Origin of the sequence: Pseudomonas sp. PB106 (genome assembly GCF_009764645.1) — a bacterium.
Taxonomy (GTDB): Bacteria; Pseudomonadota; Gammaproteobacteria; order Pseudomonadales; family Pseudomonadaceae; genus Aquipseudomonas.
This window is the reverse complement of the sequence record NZ_RWIM01000051.1, coordinates 26263-43435: the sequence shown is the minus strand read 5'-3', so window position 1 is coordinate 43435 and position 17173 is coordinate 26263. Positions and strand designations below refer to the sequence as shown.

The following is a 17173-nucleotide window of genomic DNA, read 5'->3' as shown; positions in this document are numbered from 1 at the left end:
GGAGGATTTATTGTTTCAGGCTGTTTAAGCAGTCGAGAGCGACGAAGATCCCGTGTGGGAGCGGGTCGACGTTTGTTGCCGGGTTAACGTCCTCGTACTATCGATATTCTATAAAGGTATTTAATTTCTGTTTTTTATAGCGATAAAGTCGGGCCTTTCAGCACACCACTTTCTGCTGCGAGGTTGTCATGGCCACACCGTTCAAACGTTCCGCGCTGACCCTGTTGGCCGCTTCCCTGGCAGCGAGTGCACTGTTCAGCACTGGCGCCCAGGCCGAAGGCAAAATCAGCATCGCCCAGCAATTCGGCATCGGTTACCTGATTCTCGACGTCGTGCGTGATCAGCAACTCATCGAGAAGCACGGTAAAGAGCAGGGCCTGGATATCAAGGTCGACTGGAACAGCATTTCCGGTGCCACGGCGATGAACGAAGCGTTGCTGACCGGTTCGCTGGACGTGGTTTCCGCTGGCGTGCCGCCGATGCTCACGGTGTGGGATCGCACCAAAGGCAAGCAGAACGTCAAAGCCATCGCCGCGCTGGGCTCGATGCCCAACTACCTGCTGACCAACAATCCGAACATCAAGACGCTCAAGGATTTCAGCGACAAGGATCGCATTGCCGTGCCCGCAGCCGGCGTGGGCTTCCAGTCGCGCACCTTGCAGATTGAAACCGCCAAGGAGTTCGGGGATGACCAGTTCAAGAAGTTCGACAACATCTCCGTCAGCCTCCCGCACCCGGACGCGACCGCCGCGTTGATTGCCGGCGGCTCGGAAATCAACTCGCACTTCTCGAGCCCGCCGTTTCAATATCAGGCGCTGCAAAACCCCAACGTGCACAAAGTGCTGAGTTCGTACGACATCCTTGGCGGTCAGGCCACGTTCAACGTGCTCTACACCACGGAAAAATTCCACGACGAAAACCCGAAAACCTACAAGGCGTTCTACGACGCACTGGCTGAGGCCGAGAAGATCATCAAGGCTGACAAACCCGCTGCGGCGCAGGCCTATATCCGCGTCGAGCAATCGAAGTTGCCGCTGGCGCTGGTCGAGCAAATCGTCAAGGACCCGGAAATCGACTTCACCGTAGTGCCGCAGCGCACCTTCATTTATGCCGAGAAATTGCAGGAGCTCGGCGTGCTGAAGAACAAGGCCGCGAGCTGGAAGGACTACTTCTTTGAAGAAGCTCACGGTGGCGCAGGAAGCTGAGTCGGGCAAAGAGTGATGCGGCGGGGCGTTCTGGACAGGGGGATGGCCACTTAGTAGCATTCGCGGCCTAAGGATTTCTTTCCCCGCACGTCCATCGACGCATCAAGGACCCCCAATGCACCAGTTCACCCATGGCGATGTAACCGTTGATTTCACCGTGCTGAGCGGTGAAGTGGTGGGCAGCGAGAAAATGAGCGAAACCCACATCACCTCCACCGGTGGCAACGGTCAATTCGACAGTAATGGTCAGCCTATCGCGGTGCACATCAACTCGGTGATGGTGATCAACCATGAGTTCTGGATCAGAACGGCGGATGGCATCGAACACGATGTAAATTTTCGCGGGCTCGATATCCCGCTGCGCAGCGGCCAGGATATTTCGCTGATCAGCGCAGTGAGCAACGATCGCAAGAAGTTGCTGCACACCCATCTGCAAAACCAGGCTTCGGCCAAGACCTACCTGATTCGCGATGGCAAGGCGCTGAACACTGACCTGGGCCTTTCACCGTTTCGCTGGAAGCCCTTGCTGATTGCCTTTGCCTTGTGGATCGGCCTCGGTTTGCTTGCCGGTGTGTTGGGCTTTCTGGTGGGGACGGGCTATTACATCTATGAGTGCGTCAAAGGCTCCAAGCGCAAGAAGCTGCTGATCAGCGAACTGGACGCCTTTCTCGCCCGTTTGAACCAGCAGGTCGAAAGCAACTACCACGCCGGGCGGTCGGGCCAGGTGCAAATGCCTGAGCAACCTCAGGCTCAGGCTCAGGCGCAACCGCAACCGCAACCGCAACCGCAACCGCAGGCAACCGCCGAACCTGCAGGCATGACCAGCAGCAGCGTGCGCAAAGCGCTGTCGCGTAACGGTTGAGGGGTGATTCCTGCACTCCACACGCACATAGAAACGCTGGGGAAAGTGGATGCGGCCCGGCAAATGATTGCCAGATCCATCTCACGTGCGTTGAAGCGGCGACGGTTCAGCATTTCGCCGCTTTCGGCATGCGTTGCCCGTTAATGGTCTGTCGCTGCGTTTGCATTGGAAATTTTTTTCCTGTGGATGCAGCTCAGGTTTTACTGTCGTCGAAGATATCTTCCAATGGCATTTCGAATGCCCGGGCAATCTGAAAAGCCAATGGCAGACTCGGGTCGTAGCGTTCGTTTTCGATGGCGTTGATGGTCTGGCGTGACACGTTCAAGCGTTCCGCCAGATCGACTTGCGACCACTTGCGCTCGGCGCGCAATTCCTTGAGGCGGTTTTTCATTGGTAACGGCGTCGCGCAATTTGCAGGCCGACAATCCACATGAGTCCCATCACCGGCCACACGCACGTCCACGGAATGTGCGGCGCCCCGACGTTCTCCAGAAAACCATAACTGAAGGTCAGCAGGGCCGAGGCGGCGAAGGCAAAACCCAGGGCTTCGAACTGGATACGCAGGTGCATTTCGTCCATGCGCCGCATGTTGCGCACGATGGCCCAGCACATCAGGCCAGATGGAATGATCGGGGTCAGCGCCACCAAGGATCGCAAGATAATGTTGGCATCCATCAAGTGTTGGCTGGCGATCAGGGAAAGGATCAACACCAGCACATAGAGCAGCAATGCGGCGCCCATTTCGAGGTAGTAGCGGTTCATTCTTCACTTCCTATGTAAAAGACCCTTTACATATTTACCGAAGAGATCTCGCATGTAAAGTACGCTTTCCATCGGCGCATAAAAAACGGGGCGGTCTGATCATTGATCAGGCCGCCCCGTTTTTTGTAGCCGTCAGATCAATGCATCTTGCTGTGATCGTGACCTTCCATGTTGGTCAGTGCGCGAACCGGCGCTTTGACTTCGATGGTTTCTTTCTCGCCCTTGGCGTTCTCGACGGTCAGGGTCAGCGGCACGCTGTCGCCTTCTTTCAACTGAGCGGTCAGGCCCATCAGCATCACGTGGTAGCCATTCGGATCAAGCTTGACGGCTTTGCCGGCCGGCAGTTCGACGAACTTCACCGGGCCCATGCTCATGACGTCGTTCTTCATGGTCATTTCGTGGATCTGCACGTCTTTGGCCACGGGCGTGGCAACGCTGAGCAGCTTGCTGTCGCTGTCGGCAGTGACGGTCATGAACGCGCCGCTGGCGGTTTGGGTCGGCACGGTGGCACGGACCCAGGCGTCGTCGATTTTGGTCTGTGCCGATGCCTGGAATGCCAGGCCCATCAGCGACAGAGCCAGCGCGGCGCGTTTGATGTGGTTCAGAACAGGGTGCATCAGCAAACCTCCATAACAGTAAGCAAATCTTCCGTGCATTCTTCTGCCGAAAGCGAGGTGGACAGGCCCATGCGCAGGCCGCCACGGGAATCGTAGACGTAGCTGGTGGATGTGTGCGAGATGGTATAGGTGTCGCCGGCCGGGACTTTCTCGTAGAACACGTCGAATTCCTTGGCGGTGGCCTTGGTTTCCTCAACGGTGCCGTACAGCGCGACGAAGCTCGGGTCGAAGGCTTTCATGTAAGCGTCGAGAATTTCCGGCGTGTCGCGTTCCGGGTCCAGAGTGATGAAGATCACCTGCAAACGGTCGCCGTCCTTGCCCATCAGTTTCTTGATTTTCGCCGCGCGGGCGAGGGTGGTCGGGCACACTGCCGGGCACTGGGTGAAGCCGAAGAAGATCATCGGCATCATGCCGCGGAAGCTCGACAGCGACATGGTTTCGCCGTCGGTGTTCTTCAGCTTGAAGGTGCGTCCGAGGATCTTGTCGCTCAGATCCTTGCCGTACTTGTACGACAGTTGGCCGCGGGTGTCGCAACCGGCGAGCAGGCCGAGCCCGAGTACGCCCATTCCCGCAAGCACCTTGCGGCGAGTCAACAAAGCCGTCATCTAATACCGCCTTTTGCAGCCCGTCAGTCAGCAGGACTGGCGGGGGGTTAACCGTAAAAGCGGCGCATGATACCAAACTGAGACCAGAGGACGGCTGCGGATCGCCGTGCGGCGTGGGATAGAGCGACAAAAGGTGTAAGAAAAAGTGACGGGTGCTCGCTGTCATCGACCCACGGCCGAGAATTCCGGTGCATACGCACCGCGCCATTGCTCCTGCGTTGTATTGTCCTGTCTGTGTTGACGGTGAAACACATCCCAGCCGATTTATCCCTTTTCGATGCGTCAGTAATCTGTACCCAACTTGAACGCAACAACAAATTCCAACTTCGAAAAGGGACGCAGACCATGACCACTCCAACCTACAACCGCCTGAACAAAGACGACGCTATCGTGCTGCTGGTTGACCATCAGACCGGGCTGATTTCGCTGGTGCAGGACTTCTCGCCGAACGAGTTCAAGAACAACGTGCTGGCCTTGGCTGACCTCGCCAAGTTCTTCGATCTGCCAACCATCCTCACCACCAGTTTTGAACAAGGCCCGAACGGTCCGCTGGTGCCAGAGTTGAAAGAGATGTTCCCGGATGCGCCGTACATTGCCCGTCCAGGCCAGATCAACGCTTGGGACAACGAAGACTTCGTCAAAGCGATCAAGGCTACTGGGCGCAAGCAGATCATCATTGCCGGTGTGGTGACGGATGTGTGCGTAGCGTTCCCGACCTTGTCGGCGCTGGCGGAAGGGTTTGATGTGTTCGTGGTGACCGATGCGTCCGGCACCTTCAACACCACCGTGCAGCAGGCAGCATGGAGTCGCATGACCCAGGCCGGCGCACAGATGATGAACTGGTTCTCGGTGGCGTGTGAGTTGCACCGCGACTGGCGCAACGACATTGAAGGCCTGGGTAATTTGCTGTCGCAGCGGATTCCTAACTACCGCAACCTGATGAACAGCTACTCGGCGCTGACGGCTCAGCAAAAGTAAGCCGACGCGATTCAACCTGAAGCCTGCCCTGAAAAGCGGGCTTCAGCTATTTGAAGTACCGTGCGCGACGCTCATTCGTCGTCGATGGCCAACAGGCCACCGACCCGTGAAACCAAGGTGTCGACGGCGAAGGGTTTGGTCAGCACCTGCATGCCCGGGCCGAGTTGACCGTTACCGATCACCGAGTTTTCCGCATACCCGGTAATGAACAAGGTCTTCAGCTTGGGCCTGATTTGCCTGCCTGCATCGGCCATCTGCCGGCCGTTCATGCCGCCCGGCAAACCGACATCGGTGATGAGCAAATCGATGTGCGCGTTGGAGCGCAGGACTTCAAGCCCCTCAACGCTGTCGCCCGCTTCCAGCAGGTTGTAACCGAGGTCGATCAGCACATCCTTGAGCAGCATGCGCACGGTGGGTTCGTCGTCGACAATCAGGATGGTCTCACCTGCCTTTGTTTGCGGTGAGGTCATGCTTTGCGCGTCATCGTGATGGTTCAGTGCCTCGCCGCAGTAGCGCGGCAGGTAAATCAACATCGTGGTGCCGTGACCCACGGTCGATTGCACCCGGACTTGTCCGCCGGATTGCTTGGTAAAGCCGTAAATCATCGAAAGCCCCAGCCCGGTGCCTTGGCCCAGCGGCTTGGTGGTGAAAAACGGATCGAAGGCTTTGGCAATCAATTCAGCGCTCATGCCCGTGCCAGTGTCCGTGACGGACAGACACAAGTATTGCCCTTCAGGCATGTCCAGCAGCCGCGCCGCTTCGGCATCCAGGGCGCGATTGGCGGTTTCGACGGTGATGCTGCCGCCATCGGGCATCGCATCGCGGGCGTTGATGCACAGGTTGAGCAGGGCGTTTTCCAGTTGACTGGCATCGACTAGCGCCGGCCAGAGATCGGCGGCGGTCACTGTCTTCAGGCGAATGCTCGGGCCAACCGTGCGCTGGATCAGCTCGCTCATGCCGGCGATCAGCGCATTGATTGCGGTCGGTCGCGGATCGAGGGTCTGGCGGCGGGAGAAAGCCAGCAGGCGATGGGTCAGGGCGGTCGCGCGTTTGGCGGCGTCCTGGGCGATCAGCATGTATTTGTCGATGTCGTTCACACGGCCTTGGGCGATGCGCTTTTCCATCAGCTCAAGCGATGCGCAGATGCCCGCCAGCAGGTTGTTGAAGTCATGGGCCAGACCGCCGGTGAGTTGCCCGACCGCTTCCATTTTTTGCGATTGGCGCAGCTTTTCTTCGGCCTGCATAAGGTCAGCGGTACGCGCCGAAACCCGCTGTTCCAGTGTGTCGTTGAGCGCTTTCAGGGCGGCGGTGACGCGGTCGCGCTCGGCTTCGACATTGCGCCGGTCTTCGACATCGATGAGCACGCCGGGAAAGCGCAGCGGCGTGCCGTCTTCAGCGCATTCAACGCGCCCGTTCGCTTCAATCCAGGTGTAATGACCATCGGCACCGCAGACCCGGTACTGGTGAGAGTAGGGGCCGCCGCGGGCGATGACTTCATTGATCGCTGTCGTGAGTCCATCGCGGTCATCGGGGTGCACGGTCCTCACCACTTGCTCCAGGCTCAGACCGTCACGGCCCAGCGCTGGATCAAGGTTGAACACCCGAGCGAAGGCTTCATCGACGCTGAAGCGATCGGAAGGCAAATGCCAGTGCCAAGTGCCGATAATGGCGCCTGCGGAGAGGGCCAGTTGCACGCGCTCGACGTTTTCCCGAGCGACGGCTTCGCTGATGCGCAAGCGTTCTTGCGCATCGCGGCGCTCGGTCACGTCGCTGAAGAAAATCGCAATCTGCCGTTCGGCCGGGTCGCCGACACGCACGGCGCGCACGTCGAACCAGCGTTCGAAGGTATTGGCGTAATTCTCGAAGTTCGCCGGCTCGCCGGTCTTGGCGACATGGCCGTAAGTTTCGAACCAGAAGCTTTCCAGATTGGGCGCGAACTCGGTCACCCACTTGCCGCGCAAATTGACGCCGGCCTGACGTTCGAACGCTGGGTTGGCTTCGACGAAGCAATAGTCGATCGGGCGGTCGTCGGCGTCGAATTTGACTTTGACGATGGCGAACGCGGCTTCGATGGTTTCCAGAATGGTGCTGAAGCGCTCCTCGCTGCGGCGCAGTGCGGATTCGGCGCTGCGCGAGCGGGTCAGGTCGAGCATCGCACCGATCATGCGTTCGGCCTGGCCCTCGATATTGCGGATCAGATGGCCGCGATCCAGCACTTCGGCGTAGGAACCGTCCTCACAGCGGAAGCGATATTCAGCGCTCCAGACAGTGCCCGCGCCATCGATCGCCGCGCGAATGGAGGTCTCGACCCGCGCGCGATCCTGCGGGTGGATCTGCGCAAACCGCCAGTCACAGGTGGGTTCGATGGCCGTCGACGCGTAGCCATAGGCCTCCTGCAGCGCGTCGCTCCAGCGGATCTTGTCCGTCGTCAGATCCCAGTCCCAGACGGCATCGCTGGTCGCCTTGACGGCCAGACGCAGGCGCGTGACCTCGGACTCAAGCTCCTCGCGATTAAGCTGTTTCAGGATGTCCACCCTTCTTGCGTTGTGAGTTGTCTTGCTTGCGCGCAATCAGCGTTTATCCAACGAACGGCCGTGAGCTTCACAAGTTTTGTCAGCCATTGACCCGAGGCCACTGGTTTAAGTTGCACGAGGTCCAAGGCTTGCGCGTTTCATAACGATTCGCCGCGATCCAGTCGGTCGAGCAGACTCTGCCCGCGTTGCCACAGTGCCTGCTGCTTTTCTTGCGGCATGCGATCGAGGTTTTTGTACATCATGCCCATGCGCTGATTGCCGCGCAGCAGGTCGCCGTGGCGCATCAGAAAGTGCCAATACAACGCATTGAACGGGCAAGCGTTGTCAGCCGTGGTTTCGCGCACCGAGTAAGCACAGTCGCGACAGTAGTCGGACATCCGATTGATGTACTGGCCGCTGGCGCAATAAGGCTTGGAGCCGAGGTAACCGCCATCGGCGTGCATGACCATGCCGAGGGTATTGGGCAGCTCGACCCAATCGAACGCGTCCATGTAAATGGCCAGATACCACTCACAGATCTGACTCGGCGCGATGCCGGCGAGCAGGGCGAAATTGCCGGTCACCATCAGGCGCTGAATGTGATGGGCGTAGGCGTGCTTGAGGCTTTGGCCGATGGCCTGGCGCATGCAGTTCATCTGCGTGGCGCCGGTCCAGTAAAACTCGGGCAAAGGCCGGGTGTTACCGAAAGCATTGCCCTCGGCGTACTCGGGCATGGTCAGCCAGTAAACGCCACGCACGTATTCGCGCCAGCCAATCAGTTGACGGATGAAACCCTCAGCCGCGTTCAGTGCGATGCTGCCGGACCAATAGGCAGACTCGACATCGCTGCACAGCTGCCGCAGGTCGAGCAAGCCAATATTGAGCGCAGCGCTGATGCGCGCATGGAACAGAAACGGTTCGTCGCTGGCCATGGCGTCCTGATAATCGCCAAACCCAGCCAGGCCGTAGTAGAGAAACCACACCCACAACGCCTGGGCGTCGGCGTGGGTCACCGGGTAGTTGAACGTATCCAGGCTGCCGTAGTGACTGGCGAAGCGTTCTTTGACCAGTGCGAGCACGTCGAGGGTGATTGCATCGTTGGCAAAACCAACTGGGTAGGGCGCCTTTACGTGTTTAGGCAAGGTTTTGCGATTGTCTTCATCGAAGTTCCACGCACCGCCGACCGGCGTGCCGTCACCGTTGAGCAACAGGCGACTTTTGCGGCGCATCTCGCGATAGAAAAACTCCATGCGCAACTGCTTTTTGCCAGCAGCCCACGCGCGGAATTCGTCGCGACCGCAGAGGAAACGGTTGTCGGCATGCCAGTGGATCGGCAAGCCGCAATCCTTGAGCGACTGCTCCAGACGCCAGTCGCCGCATTCGGTCAGGTGCAATTCGCTCGCCTGCAGGTGCGCCTGCCAGCGCCTTAATTCGCCGGATACCGAGCCGCTGTTCTGCGGGTCGTCGAGGGTCACGTAATGCACGCGCAGACCCTGCTGCTGCAGCGCCTGAGCGAAGTGACGCATGGCGCTGAAGATCAGCGCGATCTTTTGCGGATGATGGGCAACATGGGTGGCTTCCTCCATGACCTCGACCATCAGCACACTGTCGTGCGCGCGATCCAGACCTGTCAGTGAAGCCAGATCAAAAGACAATTGGTCACCGAGGACCAGGCACAGCCGTTGGGTTTTGTTCATGGGCACGGGTTCAGCGTAATAAGCGATAACGCTGGATAGTTGTACAGATTGTAGTTGGTGTATAGGTTTTTGCCGGTGAATCAAGAGAAAAGCAGCATTTTGCTCTTGGAAGCACCCTAAAAATTGCGCCATTCGCCACGAAGCGGACTGGCTCGGTATTCCTGACTCTCGCGGCAAATAAGAATAAGTGTCAATTACGCGAAACTGGTATACCATGCGCCGCGTTTTGCTGGCAGTTCCGCCCTCCGTTTTGGCTTATTCGTAAGGTTCTCACCCCCATGCGTCGAACTCTGCTTTCCATTTGCGTGCTGCAAGCCTTGTCGCCTTCTGCGTGGGCTGAAGAGACCGATGCAACAACTTCAGCTTTGGAGCTCGAAGCCACTGATGTCATCGGTGCCGCAGATTACGAACGTGCCGACGGGCCGGTGCAAGGCTATCGCGCCACGCGCTCTGCCAGCGCCACGCGCACCGATACCTCGATCCACGAAACGCCTCAATCGATCAGTGTGGTGTCCCAGGATGCCGTCGAAGACCTCGGCGCCACGCGTCTGCAGGACGCCCTGGATTACGCCGGTGGCGTAGGCCGGGCGAACAATTTTGGCGGACAGGGGCTGACCACGTTTACCGTGCGCGGCTTCACCACCGGCGAGTTTTACCGCAATGGTTTCCCGATCAATCGCGGCTATCCGAACATGCCCGACGCCAACACCATTGAACGTCTGGAGGTGCTGCGCGGCCCGGCCACGATGCTGTACGGACGTGGCGATCCGGGCGGCACTTTCAACGTGGTTTCCAAGCAGCCATTGCCAGAAAGCAAGGTCACATTGGGCAGCCAACTGAATGACCAAGGCATGAAGCGCGGGACGCTGGACGCTTCCGGTCCGATCGACGAGGACGGTCGACTGGCTTACCGACTCAATGTCATCGGCGAGGGCGGGGATACCTTCCGCGATCATGTCGAGACTGAGCGCTATGGTGTGGCGCCGGTCGTGACCTGGCAGGCGACCGACGCTACCCGCGTGATCTTCGAGGGCGACTTCATGCGCAACAACGCGCCGCTGGACCGTGGCGTCACGCGCTACCCCAAGCAGATCGGCACCGCCTCGCGTGACACGTTCTTCGGCGAGAAAGACGTTGGCAAGTTGCATAACGACAACAACATGGCGCAGTTGCGTTTCGAGCACATGCTCAATGATGACTGGACATTGGGCGGCGGTTTCCAGTGGCTTGATGGCTCGCTCAAGGGCGACGCGATCGAGGCGAATGGCATCGGCGCTGACGGTCGAACCCTGGGGCGCAACTTCAACTACCGCAAGCTCGAGTGGACGGACAAGGACACTCAACTCAACCTGACCGGTCACTTCACCCTGGGCGGCTTGCAGCACACATTGCTGACCGGCGTCGAATACGAAGATTACGACTACCAGTCGATTATCCAGCGCTCCAGCGGTGCGATCAGCGCCTACCCGATCGACATTTTCAACCCGGTCTACGGTCAGCCTCGCCCGGCATTGACCCGGACACCGACTCACGACAAAGAAAACCTCAAGACCTACGCAGCGTTTGTGCAGGATCAAGTGGCACTGACCGAGCGCTTGAAAGTGCTCGCTGGGGCGCGTTTCGAGCGTTTCGAACACGATTATGAAACTTATGTGCCGGGCGGCAAAAACTGGCAGGCCAGTGACAACGCGGTCACGCCGCGCCTAGGCGTTTCCTATGACTTGACCGACACGGTTGCGCTGTACGCCGACACCGCGCGCTCGTTCAAGCCCAACACCGGGGCCAGTCGCCAGGGCGGTGGTTTTGAACCCGAGAAAGGCAAATCCTGGGAAATGGGGGTGAAGTGGGAGGCACTGGATCAACAGTTGAGCGTCGATGCCGCGATCTATCAGATCGAAAAGCGTAACGTGCTGACCACCGATCCCGTGGACTCGACGTTCAGTGTGGCGGCGGGAGAAGTGCGCAGTCGTGGTTTTGACCTGAACGTCGCCGGCAATCTCACCCCCGAGTGGCGAGTGATCGGCGGCTACGCCTATGTGGATGCCGAGGTCACCAAGGACAATGTGATTCGTTCGGGCACACGCCTGATGAACATCCCGCAGAACAGCTTCAGCCTGCTCAACGTCTATGAGTTTCAGGACGGTACTTTCAAAGGCCTGGGTCTGGGCACAGGGTTGAAGTATGTCGATGAGCGCGCCGGGCAAACGGCCAACACCGCGTTCTCGATGGGCAGCTACACCGTCGTCGACCTGCTCGGTTTCTACAAGGTCAATGACAAAGTGCGGCTCAACCTCGACGTGAAAAACCTGTTTGACCGTGATTACGAAGAAGGCGCGTTCGGCAACGTCTACGCCTATCCCGGTGCGCCGAGAACGCTGCAGGTCGGGATTGCCTATACGTTGTGATTCGCAGCGGGGGCTGTTCGCCCCCGCTGGGATCAGGGCTTAGCCGGTGACGCATCCTTGCGGTGTTTTGCCGGCAAAGCTGTCCAGCAGACTGGCCACCACCATCTCCCCCATTCGCGTCCGCGTCTGCAATGTCGCGCTGGCGCGGTGCGGCTGCAATACCACGTGTTCGTTGCCGAACAAGGCTTCTGGCACGTTCGGTTCATCGACGAACACGTCCAGCCCGGCACCGGCAATTTCGCCCCCGGCCAAGGCCGCCACCAGATCGGCCTCGTTGACCAGTTTGCCGCGTGCCACGTTGATCAGATAACCATCCTTGCCCAGTGCCTGCAGCACTTCGGCGTTGATGATGGCTTCAGCCTTGTCGGCAGCGGCCGCGAGAATCAGCGCATCGCTGTCGCGGGCCAACTGCTTGAGGTCGGCAACGAAGGTGTGGTTCACATCGCTCATCGGTTGCAGATCGGTGTAGCTGATCGGACAGCCAAATGCGGCGGCGCGAGTGGCGACCGCACGGCCAACCCGGCCCATGCCGACGATGCCGACACGCATGCCGGACACCTGGCGCGCCAGAGGCAACGGTGCCAGCGGTGTCGCGCTGTGCGGCCATTGGCCGGAGCGCACGTAGCGATCGCTGGTGCACAGGCCGCGGCATACCGACAGCAGCAAGCCGATGGCGAGGTCGGCGACGTCCTCGGTCAACGCGCCGATGGTCGCCGTCACGCGGATTCCGCGATCCCGGGCGTAGGCCAGGTCAACGGCATCGGTGCCCACGCCGTTGACCGCCACCACTTCGAGTTTGGGCAGTTGCGCCATGACTGCCTGGGTGATGCCGGTGTGGCCGCCGGTGATCACGCCGCGAATATTGGCACCGTGTTCCTGCAAATAGGCCGGTTTGTCCGCCTGCTGAAAGTAGCGTCGAACGGTAAACAGTTCGTCGAGACGCGCATTGATTTCAGGTATCAGGATCGGGCTGAGCTGCAAGACTTCTGGCTTCATGTGAACCTCACTTACCGAATAAAAAGGCCGGCTCAACCGCGGCCGGCAAACGGCATGGCGGTGGCCATGACCGTCATGTTCAGAACGTTGGCCGACAGCGGCAGGCCAGCGATATAGCGCACGGCATCGGCGACATGCTTGACGTCGACCATCGGCTCGACGGCGATTGTGCCGTTGGCCTGGCGTACGCCTTTGGTCATGCGCACCGACATTTCGGTCAAGGCGTTGCCGATGTCGATCTGGCTGCACGCGATGTTGAACTCGCGACCGTCCAGCGCCAGGGATTTGGTCAGCCCCAGCACCGCATGTTTGCTGGCGGTGTAGGCACTGCTGAACGGACGCGGTGTGTGTGCCGAAATCGAACCGTTATTGATAATCCGGCCGCCCTGAGGCTGCTGGCGACGCATGAGTCCGAAGGCGCCACGGGCACACAGGAAGACCCCGTTGAGATTGGTGTCGATCACGTTTCGCCATTGTTCGAACGTCAGTTCGTCCAGGGGCACGGCGGGGGCATTGACCCCGGCATTGTTGAAGACCACATCCAGACGTCCGTAAACTTCGGCAATGGTTGCGAACAGCGCATCGACACTGGCCGGGTCGCGCACATCGGTAGGCACCGCCAAGGCTTCGTGGCCTTCGCTCGCCGCCAGTTCGACCAGGGCCTGCAAAGGTTCCGGCCGGCGCCCGGCGAGGACCAGGGTGTAACCGTCGGCCAGCAAACCCAGCGCTACGCTGCGGCCGATACCGCTACCGGCGCCGGTGACCAGCGCGACTTTCAGAGGTTGAGTGATGGACATGTTGTTGTTCTCCTGTCTTCAAATCACAAAGGCGTGCGAGCGGTTCAGGCCCGTGGGCCGACGCGCATTTCGAGTTGGCCGATACCGTCGATTCCGGCGTTGATCACATCGCCCGGATGCAATCCGTCGACGCCGGCCGGGCTGCCGGTCATGATCAAGTCGCCGGCCCTGAGCGCCACGGATCGGGAGATCCGGCTGATGACTTCAGCGACCGACCAGATCTGGCTGTCGAGGCTGTCGCGCTGCCGCTCCTCGCCGTTGACGTTCAGCCACAGCTCACCTTCGGGATGGCCGGCGCGCGTCACCGGCACAATCGCCGTCATCGGTGCGGCGCCGTCGAACACCTTGGCACCTTCCCACGGCAAACCGCTGCTCTTGGCGGTGCGCTGAACATCGCGACGGGTCAGGTCGAGCCCGGCGGCGTAGCCCCAGACATAAGCCAGGGCCTCGTTCTCAGGGATATTGGCGCCGCCTTCACCGATGGCCACCACCAGTTCGATTTCGTGGGCGAAGTCTTCGGTCAGCGACGGGAACGCCACCTCACCGATAGCATCGACAACGCTGCTCGAAGGTTTCATGAAAAACACCGGCGGCTGGCGCGACTGCCCCTGGGTATCTGGCCATGGGTAATTACGGCCGACACAAAACACTCGACCGACGGGAAACCGTTGTTCAGTGCCGACGATGGGCAAGGTCACGGGCAGGTCCGGGGTGAAGGCGTATTCGGTCATGTTCATCCTGTTGTTGTCCTTGTCTGGAGAGTCAGCGTACGGCGGCAATCGTTGGCGAAGTTGGACGAATGCCGCCTCTTGTTGGAGAAAACGGTGTTCGTGGGCTCAACGCACTTTCAATTCGATGCGGTACAAGCGGCCCAGCAACAGCGAATAGGAGAGGGTGCCGATCAGGGCCACGCCGCCGATAAACCAGAAGGCCCAGGCGAATGAACCGGTGGCGTGAACAATCGCGCCAATCACGATCGGCGTAACAATGCCGCCAATGTTGGCGGCCAGGCTGGTGATCCCGCCGGTCAGCCCGATCAGTTCCTTGGGCGCCACTTCTGACACCGCTGCCCACGAAGATGACGCGATGCCTTGCGCGAAGAACGCGATGGTCAGCACGGCAATGCAGATCAGGTTCGAGTCGGTGAAATTCACCAGCACGATGGACATGCCCAGCATCGAGCCGATCACCAGCGGCAACTTGCGGGCAAATGACATCGAGTAGCCACGGCGGATCAGCAAGTCCGAGACAATGCCGGCGAGAAGGATGCCGACCGTGGCGCCCACGAATGGCAGGACGGCGAAGATCCCGGCCTTGATCATGGTCAATTTGCGTTCTTCGATCAGGTAGGTGGGGAACCAGGTCAGGAAGAAATACAGCGCCGAGGTGCTGGCGAACTTGCCGATGCAAATCGCCCAGATTTGCCGATAGCTGAACAATTCAGCGATCTGTCGCCAGTTGAATTTTGTGCGCTCCTGACTGCTTTTGACCAAGCCGCCACCGGCTTCGATGTATTGCAATTCGGCTTTGCTGACTTTCTTGCAGTTCAACGGGTCGCGATACAGATACAGCCACAACACGCCGAATACGATGCCGAGTACGCCGGTGCTGTAGAACACGTGACGCCAGTCGAAGGTTGTCGCCAGCCAGAGCAGGGCGCCGGTAAACAGCGCCGTTCCCAGGTATTGGCCGCACACGTAAATGCTGCTCGCCAGCCCGCGTTCTCGCGCCGGGAACCACACCGTGACCGCGCGGCTGTTGGCCGGAAATGCCGGGGCCTCCATGGCGCCGACCGCCAGACGCAAGCCGAACAAGGAGGCGAAGCCCGTGGCAAACCCTTGGCACACGGTCACCGTTGACCAACTGATCAGTGAAACGCCGTAAGTGAAGCGCGAACCGAAGCGATCGGCGATAAACCCGGCAGGCACCAGGGCCAAGGCATACGTCCAGGCAAATGCCGAGAAAATCAGGCCCATCTCGATCTTGTCCAGCCCCAGATCCTTGGCCATGAACGGTGCGGCGATCGAAATGTTTACCCGGTCAATGTAATTGATGATCGTCGCAATCAGCAGCAGCGAGAGCATGAACCAGCGACGTCGTGAGGGCAGGCGTTGCGGCACCACGGCGTCTCGGGGGCCGGCGATCACTGGCGGCACGCTGGCTTGGGAAGCATGTGAGTTGGACATGAAGAAACCTCGTTATTGTTAGAAGAATCGAGATGTTTTCGAGCAGCCGAAGGCGTTGCCCGCGAGGGTCGGGGCATAGCAATCGAACGGAACTGGCTGCCGGCGTCGGACGTTCAGAGACGTCTTGCGGGCGGCGTGATCGGAGAGATGTCGGGAGGGGCGGCGAGGGGCAATAGCAACTTCATGACGTGCACACCTTTGATTATTTTTGGAGGAGGTTGGGCTGCGTCGTTCAACAGTGGTCGTACAACATTGGTAAATCAACCGATGGGTTAGATCATTTTTTCTCTATGGGAATCGCGTTGTTAAACGTGTCCAAGAATTCAAATGAGGGAGTGGCCGAGGTTTTCATCTGATTAGTTTTTCAAGCCATTGATAATTAATGGAAAAATATTCCACGTAGTTACAGGATCTTTTGGACAGGCAAAACGCCACCGTGAAGACGAAAAAATCGTTTCAGATGGATGTCGTCGTATGACTGCTTGCGTGCCTGGCCGGCTTGTCGGCAAGATGAAGGTCGCCTGTTCACTGTAAATACCTGTCGAGGATTCCGCGCCGATGTCGTCCCCCAGTCGTATTCCCACCTATGTCATGCAGCAGCGCAGCGAACTGACGGACTTCTATATCCGCGACAAAAAGGGCCGTCGGGCCGAGACCGGGCCCCATCGTCACGAGTATTTCCAGATTCAGGTCAACCTCGGTGGCGACACCGTGCAGCACATCGGCAACGTCGTGCGTCCATTCCCGCGTAACACGCTGGCGTTCATCCTGCCGCACCGCATGCATGTGATCCCGCACCCGGCGGACAGCAATTTCATGGTGATCAATTTTTCCCAGACCTTTCTCTTGCCGCATTTGCAGTGCGATCCGATGGATCTGGAAGAAGTGTCAATCCTCCTGGCACCTGAGTTGTCGCCATTCCGTTTTCAGGAACATCTGGATTTCATTTTGGGCGATCAGGATTTCCACAAAGTCTGTGGCTTGATCGAGCAGATGCGCACCCTCGACGAGAATCGTCAGTTCGGTACGCGTGAAATGCTCAAGGGCTTGTTGCTGCAACTGATTGGCAGCGTGTGCTTTCTGTATGCCGAACCACTCAAGCGTCTGGCCGAAGAGAATGCGGCCGAGGTCAGCCGCCGGGATGCGCTGAGCCGAATGTTCGAGTACTTGCGCAAGAACATCGCCGACCCCGACCTCAATCTGATCAAAGTGGCGGCTGCGACGTACCTGTCACCGACCTACCTGACGCACTGGCTGCGCAAGGAAATCGGCAAGACCTTCACCGAACTGGTACTCGAACGCAGGATGCATGCGGCGCGCAATTTCCTGCTCAACAGCACGCGCTCGGTGGGCGAAGTGGCGCGGCTGTGCGGCTTCGCGGACGAAGCGTATTTCTCCCGACGTTTTCGCCAGATTCACGGCCAGCCGCCGGGACAATTTCGCCGCCGGCAACTCAATCCCGATACGCCGCAATCGCCGCTCAATACCTGACGTTGCCTTTCGCCAGAACCTGTTCGACGTACTGCGACGCTTCGCCCGCTGATGCTGCT

15 protein-coding genes are annotated in these 17173 nt (G+C 59.1%); 5 read left to right on the top strand and 10 right to left on the bottom strand.

Annotation, left to right across the window (positions count from 1 at the left end; all coding sequences use genetic code 11):
* Positions 1-188 precede the first annotated feature (188 nt).
* Both EJA71_RS06660 and EJA71_RS06655 read left to right on the top strand, forming a co-directional pair.
* Complete coding sequence (locus EJA71_RS06660) at positions 189-1205, top strand: ABC transporter substrate-binding protein (protein WP_158955348.1); 1017 nt, start codon at positions 189-191, stop codon at positions 1203-1205.
* Positions 1206-1320: 115 nt separating this feature from the next.
* Positions 1321-2067, top strand: a complete 747-nt coding sequence (locus EJA71_RS06655) for a hypothetical protein (RefSeq protein ID WP_158955346.1) — start codon at positions 1321-1323, stop codon at positions 2065-2067.
* A 193-nt stretch (positions 2068-2260) separates the two neighbouring features.
* Here EJA71_RS06655 and EJA71_RS06650 read toward each other — a convergent pair whose 3' ends face one another.
* The 4 genes from EJA71_RS06650 to EJA71_RS06635 all read right to left on the bottom strand — a co-directional run bounded on the left by EJA71_RS06650 (position 2261) and on the right by EJA71_RS06635 (position 4051).
* Positions 2261-2458 (bottom strand): helix-turn-helix transcriptional regulator, encoded by a 198-nt coding sequence (locus EJA71_RS06650; protein ID WP_122599577.1) that lies wholly within the window; start codon positions 2456-2458, stop codon positions 2261-2263.
* Entirely contained in the window at positions 2455-2829 is a 375-nt protein-coding gene (locus tag EJA71_RS06645; protein WP_158955344.1) for a hypothetical protein, read from the bottom strand. Before EJA71_RS06645 ends, EJA71_RS06650 begins: the two co-directional genes overlap by 4 nt.
* 137 nt (positions 2830-2966) lie before the next feature.
* Positions 2967-3446 (bottom strand): copper chaperone PCu(A)C, encoded by a 480-nt coding sequence (locus tag EJA71_RS06640; RefSeq protein ID WP_158955342.1) that lies wholly within the window; start codon positions 3444-3446, stop codon positions 2967-2969.
* Positions 3446-4051: an SCO family protein gene (locus tag EJA71_RS06635; RefSeq protein WP_122595523.1), complete on the bottom strand. Its 606-nt coding sequence runs from the start codon at positions 4049-4051 to the stop codon at positions 3446-3448. Before EJA71_RS06635 ends, EJA71_RS06640 begins: the two co-directional genes overlap by 1 nt.
* Positions 4052-4396: 345 nt before the next feature.
* On the opposite strand from EJA71_RS06635, the gene ycaC reads away from it, so the two are divergent.
* Positions 4397-5029: an isochorismate family cysteine hydrolase YcaC gene (gene ycaC, locus EJA71_RS06630; RefSeq protein ID WP_090284017.1), complete on the top strand. Its 633-nt coding sequence runs from the start codon at positions 4397-4399 to the stop codon at positions 5027-5029.
* Between the two features lie 71 nt (positions 5030-5100).
* On the opposite strand, the gene EJA71_RS06625 is transcribed toward ycaC, so the two are convergent.
* Together EJA71_RS06625 and EJA71_RS06620 are read right to left on the bottom strand one after the other, a co-directional pair.
* Positions 5101-7563 carry a PAS domain-containing protein gene (locus EJA71_RS06625; protein WP_158955340.1) on the bottom strand — a complete coding sequence of 821 codons (2463 nt, stop codon included), beginning with the start codon at positions 7561-7563 and terminating at the stop codon, positions 5101-5103.
* 137 nt (positions 7564-7700) lie between these two features.
* Positions 7701-9239 (bottom strand): cryptochrome/photolyase family protein, encoded by a 1539-nt coding sequence (locus EJA71_RS06620; protein WP_158955338.1) that lies wholly within the window; start codon positions 9237-9239, stop codon positions 7701-7703.
* A gap of 278 nt (positions 9240-9517) precedes the next feature.
* Between EJA71_RS06620 and EJA71_RS06615 the strand changes: the two genes are divergently transcribed.
* The gene (locus tag EJA71_RS06615; protein WP_158955336.1) at positions 9518-11644 is read left to right on the top strand and encodes a TonB-dependent siderophore receptor; all 2127 of its coding nucleotides are present in this window, start codon (positions 9518-9520) and stop codon (positions 11642-11644) included.
* Between the two features lie 39 nt (positions 11645-11683).
* Here the strand turns inward: EJA71_RS06615 and EJA71_RS06610 are convergent, their stop codons facing one another.
* The 4 genes from EJA71_RS06610 to EJA71_RS06595 all read right to left on the bottom strand — a co-directional run bounded on the left by EJA71_RS06610 (position 11684) and on the right by EJA71_RS06595 (position 15623).
* The gene (locus EJA71_RS06610) at positions 11684-12640 is read right to left on the bottom strand and encodes a 2-hydroxyacid dehydrogenase (RefSeq protein ID WP_158955334.1); all 957 of its coding nucleotides are present in this window, start codon (positions 12638-12640) and stop codon (positions 11684-11686) included.
* 32 nt (positions 12641-12672) lie between these two features.
* Positions 12673-13431 (bottom strand): SDR family oxidoreductase, encoded by a 759-nt coding sequence (locus EJA71_RS06605; protein WP_158955363.1) that lies wholly within the window; start codon positions 13429-13431, stop codon positions 12673-12675.
* 50 nt (positions 13432-13481) lie between these two features.
* Positions 13482-14174 (bottom strand): fumarylacetoacetate hydrolase family protein, encoded by a 693-nt coding sequence (locus EJA71_RS06600; RefSeq protein ID WP_158955332.1) that lies wholly within the window; start codon positions 14172-14174, stop codon positions 13482-13484.
* A 99-nt stretch (positions 14175-14273) separates the two neighbouring features.
* Positions 14274-15623, bottom strand: a complete 1350-nt coding sequence (locus EJA71_RS06595; protein WP_122854486.1) for an MFS transporter — start codon at positions 15621-15623, stop codon at positions 14274-14276.
* Positions 15624-16181: 558 nt separating this feature from the next.
* Here EJA71_RS06595 and EJA71_RS06590 point away from each other — a divergent pair.
* Complete coding sequence (locus EJA71_RS06590) at positions 16182-17114, top strand: AraC family transcriptional regulator (RefSeq protein ID WP_158955330.1); 933 nt, start codon at positions 16182-16184, stop codon at positions 17112-17114.
* The last annotated feature ends 59 nt before the right edge of the window (positions 17115-17173 follow it).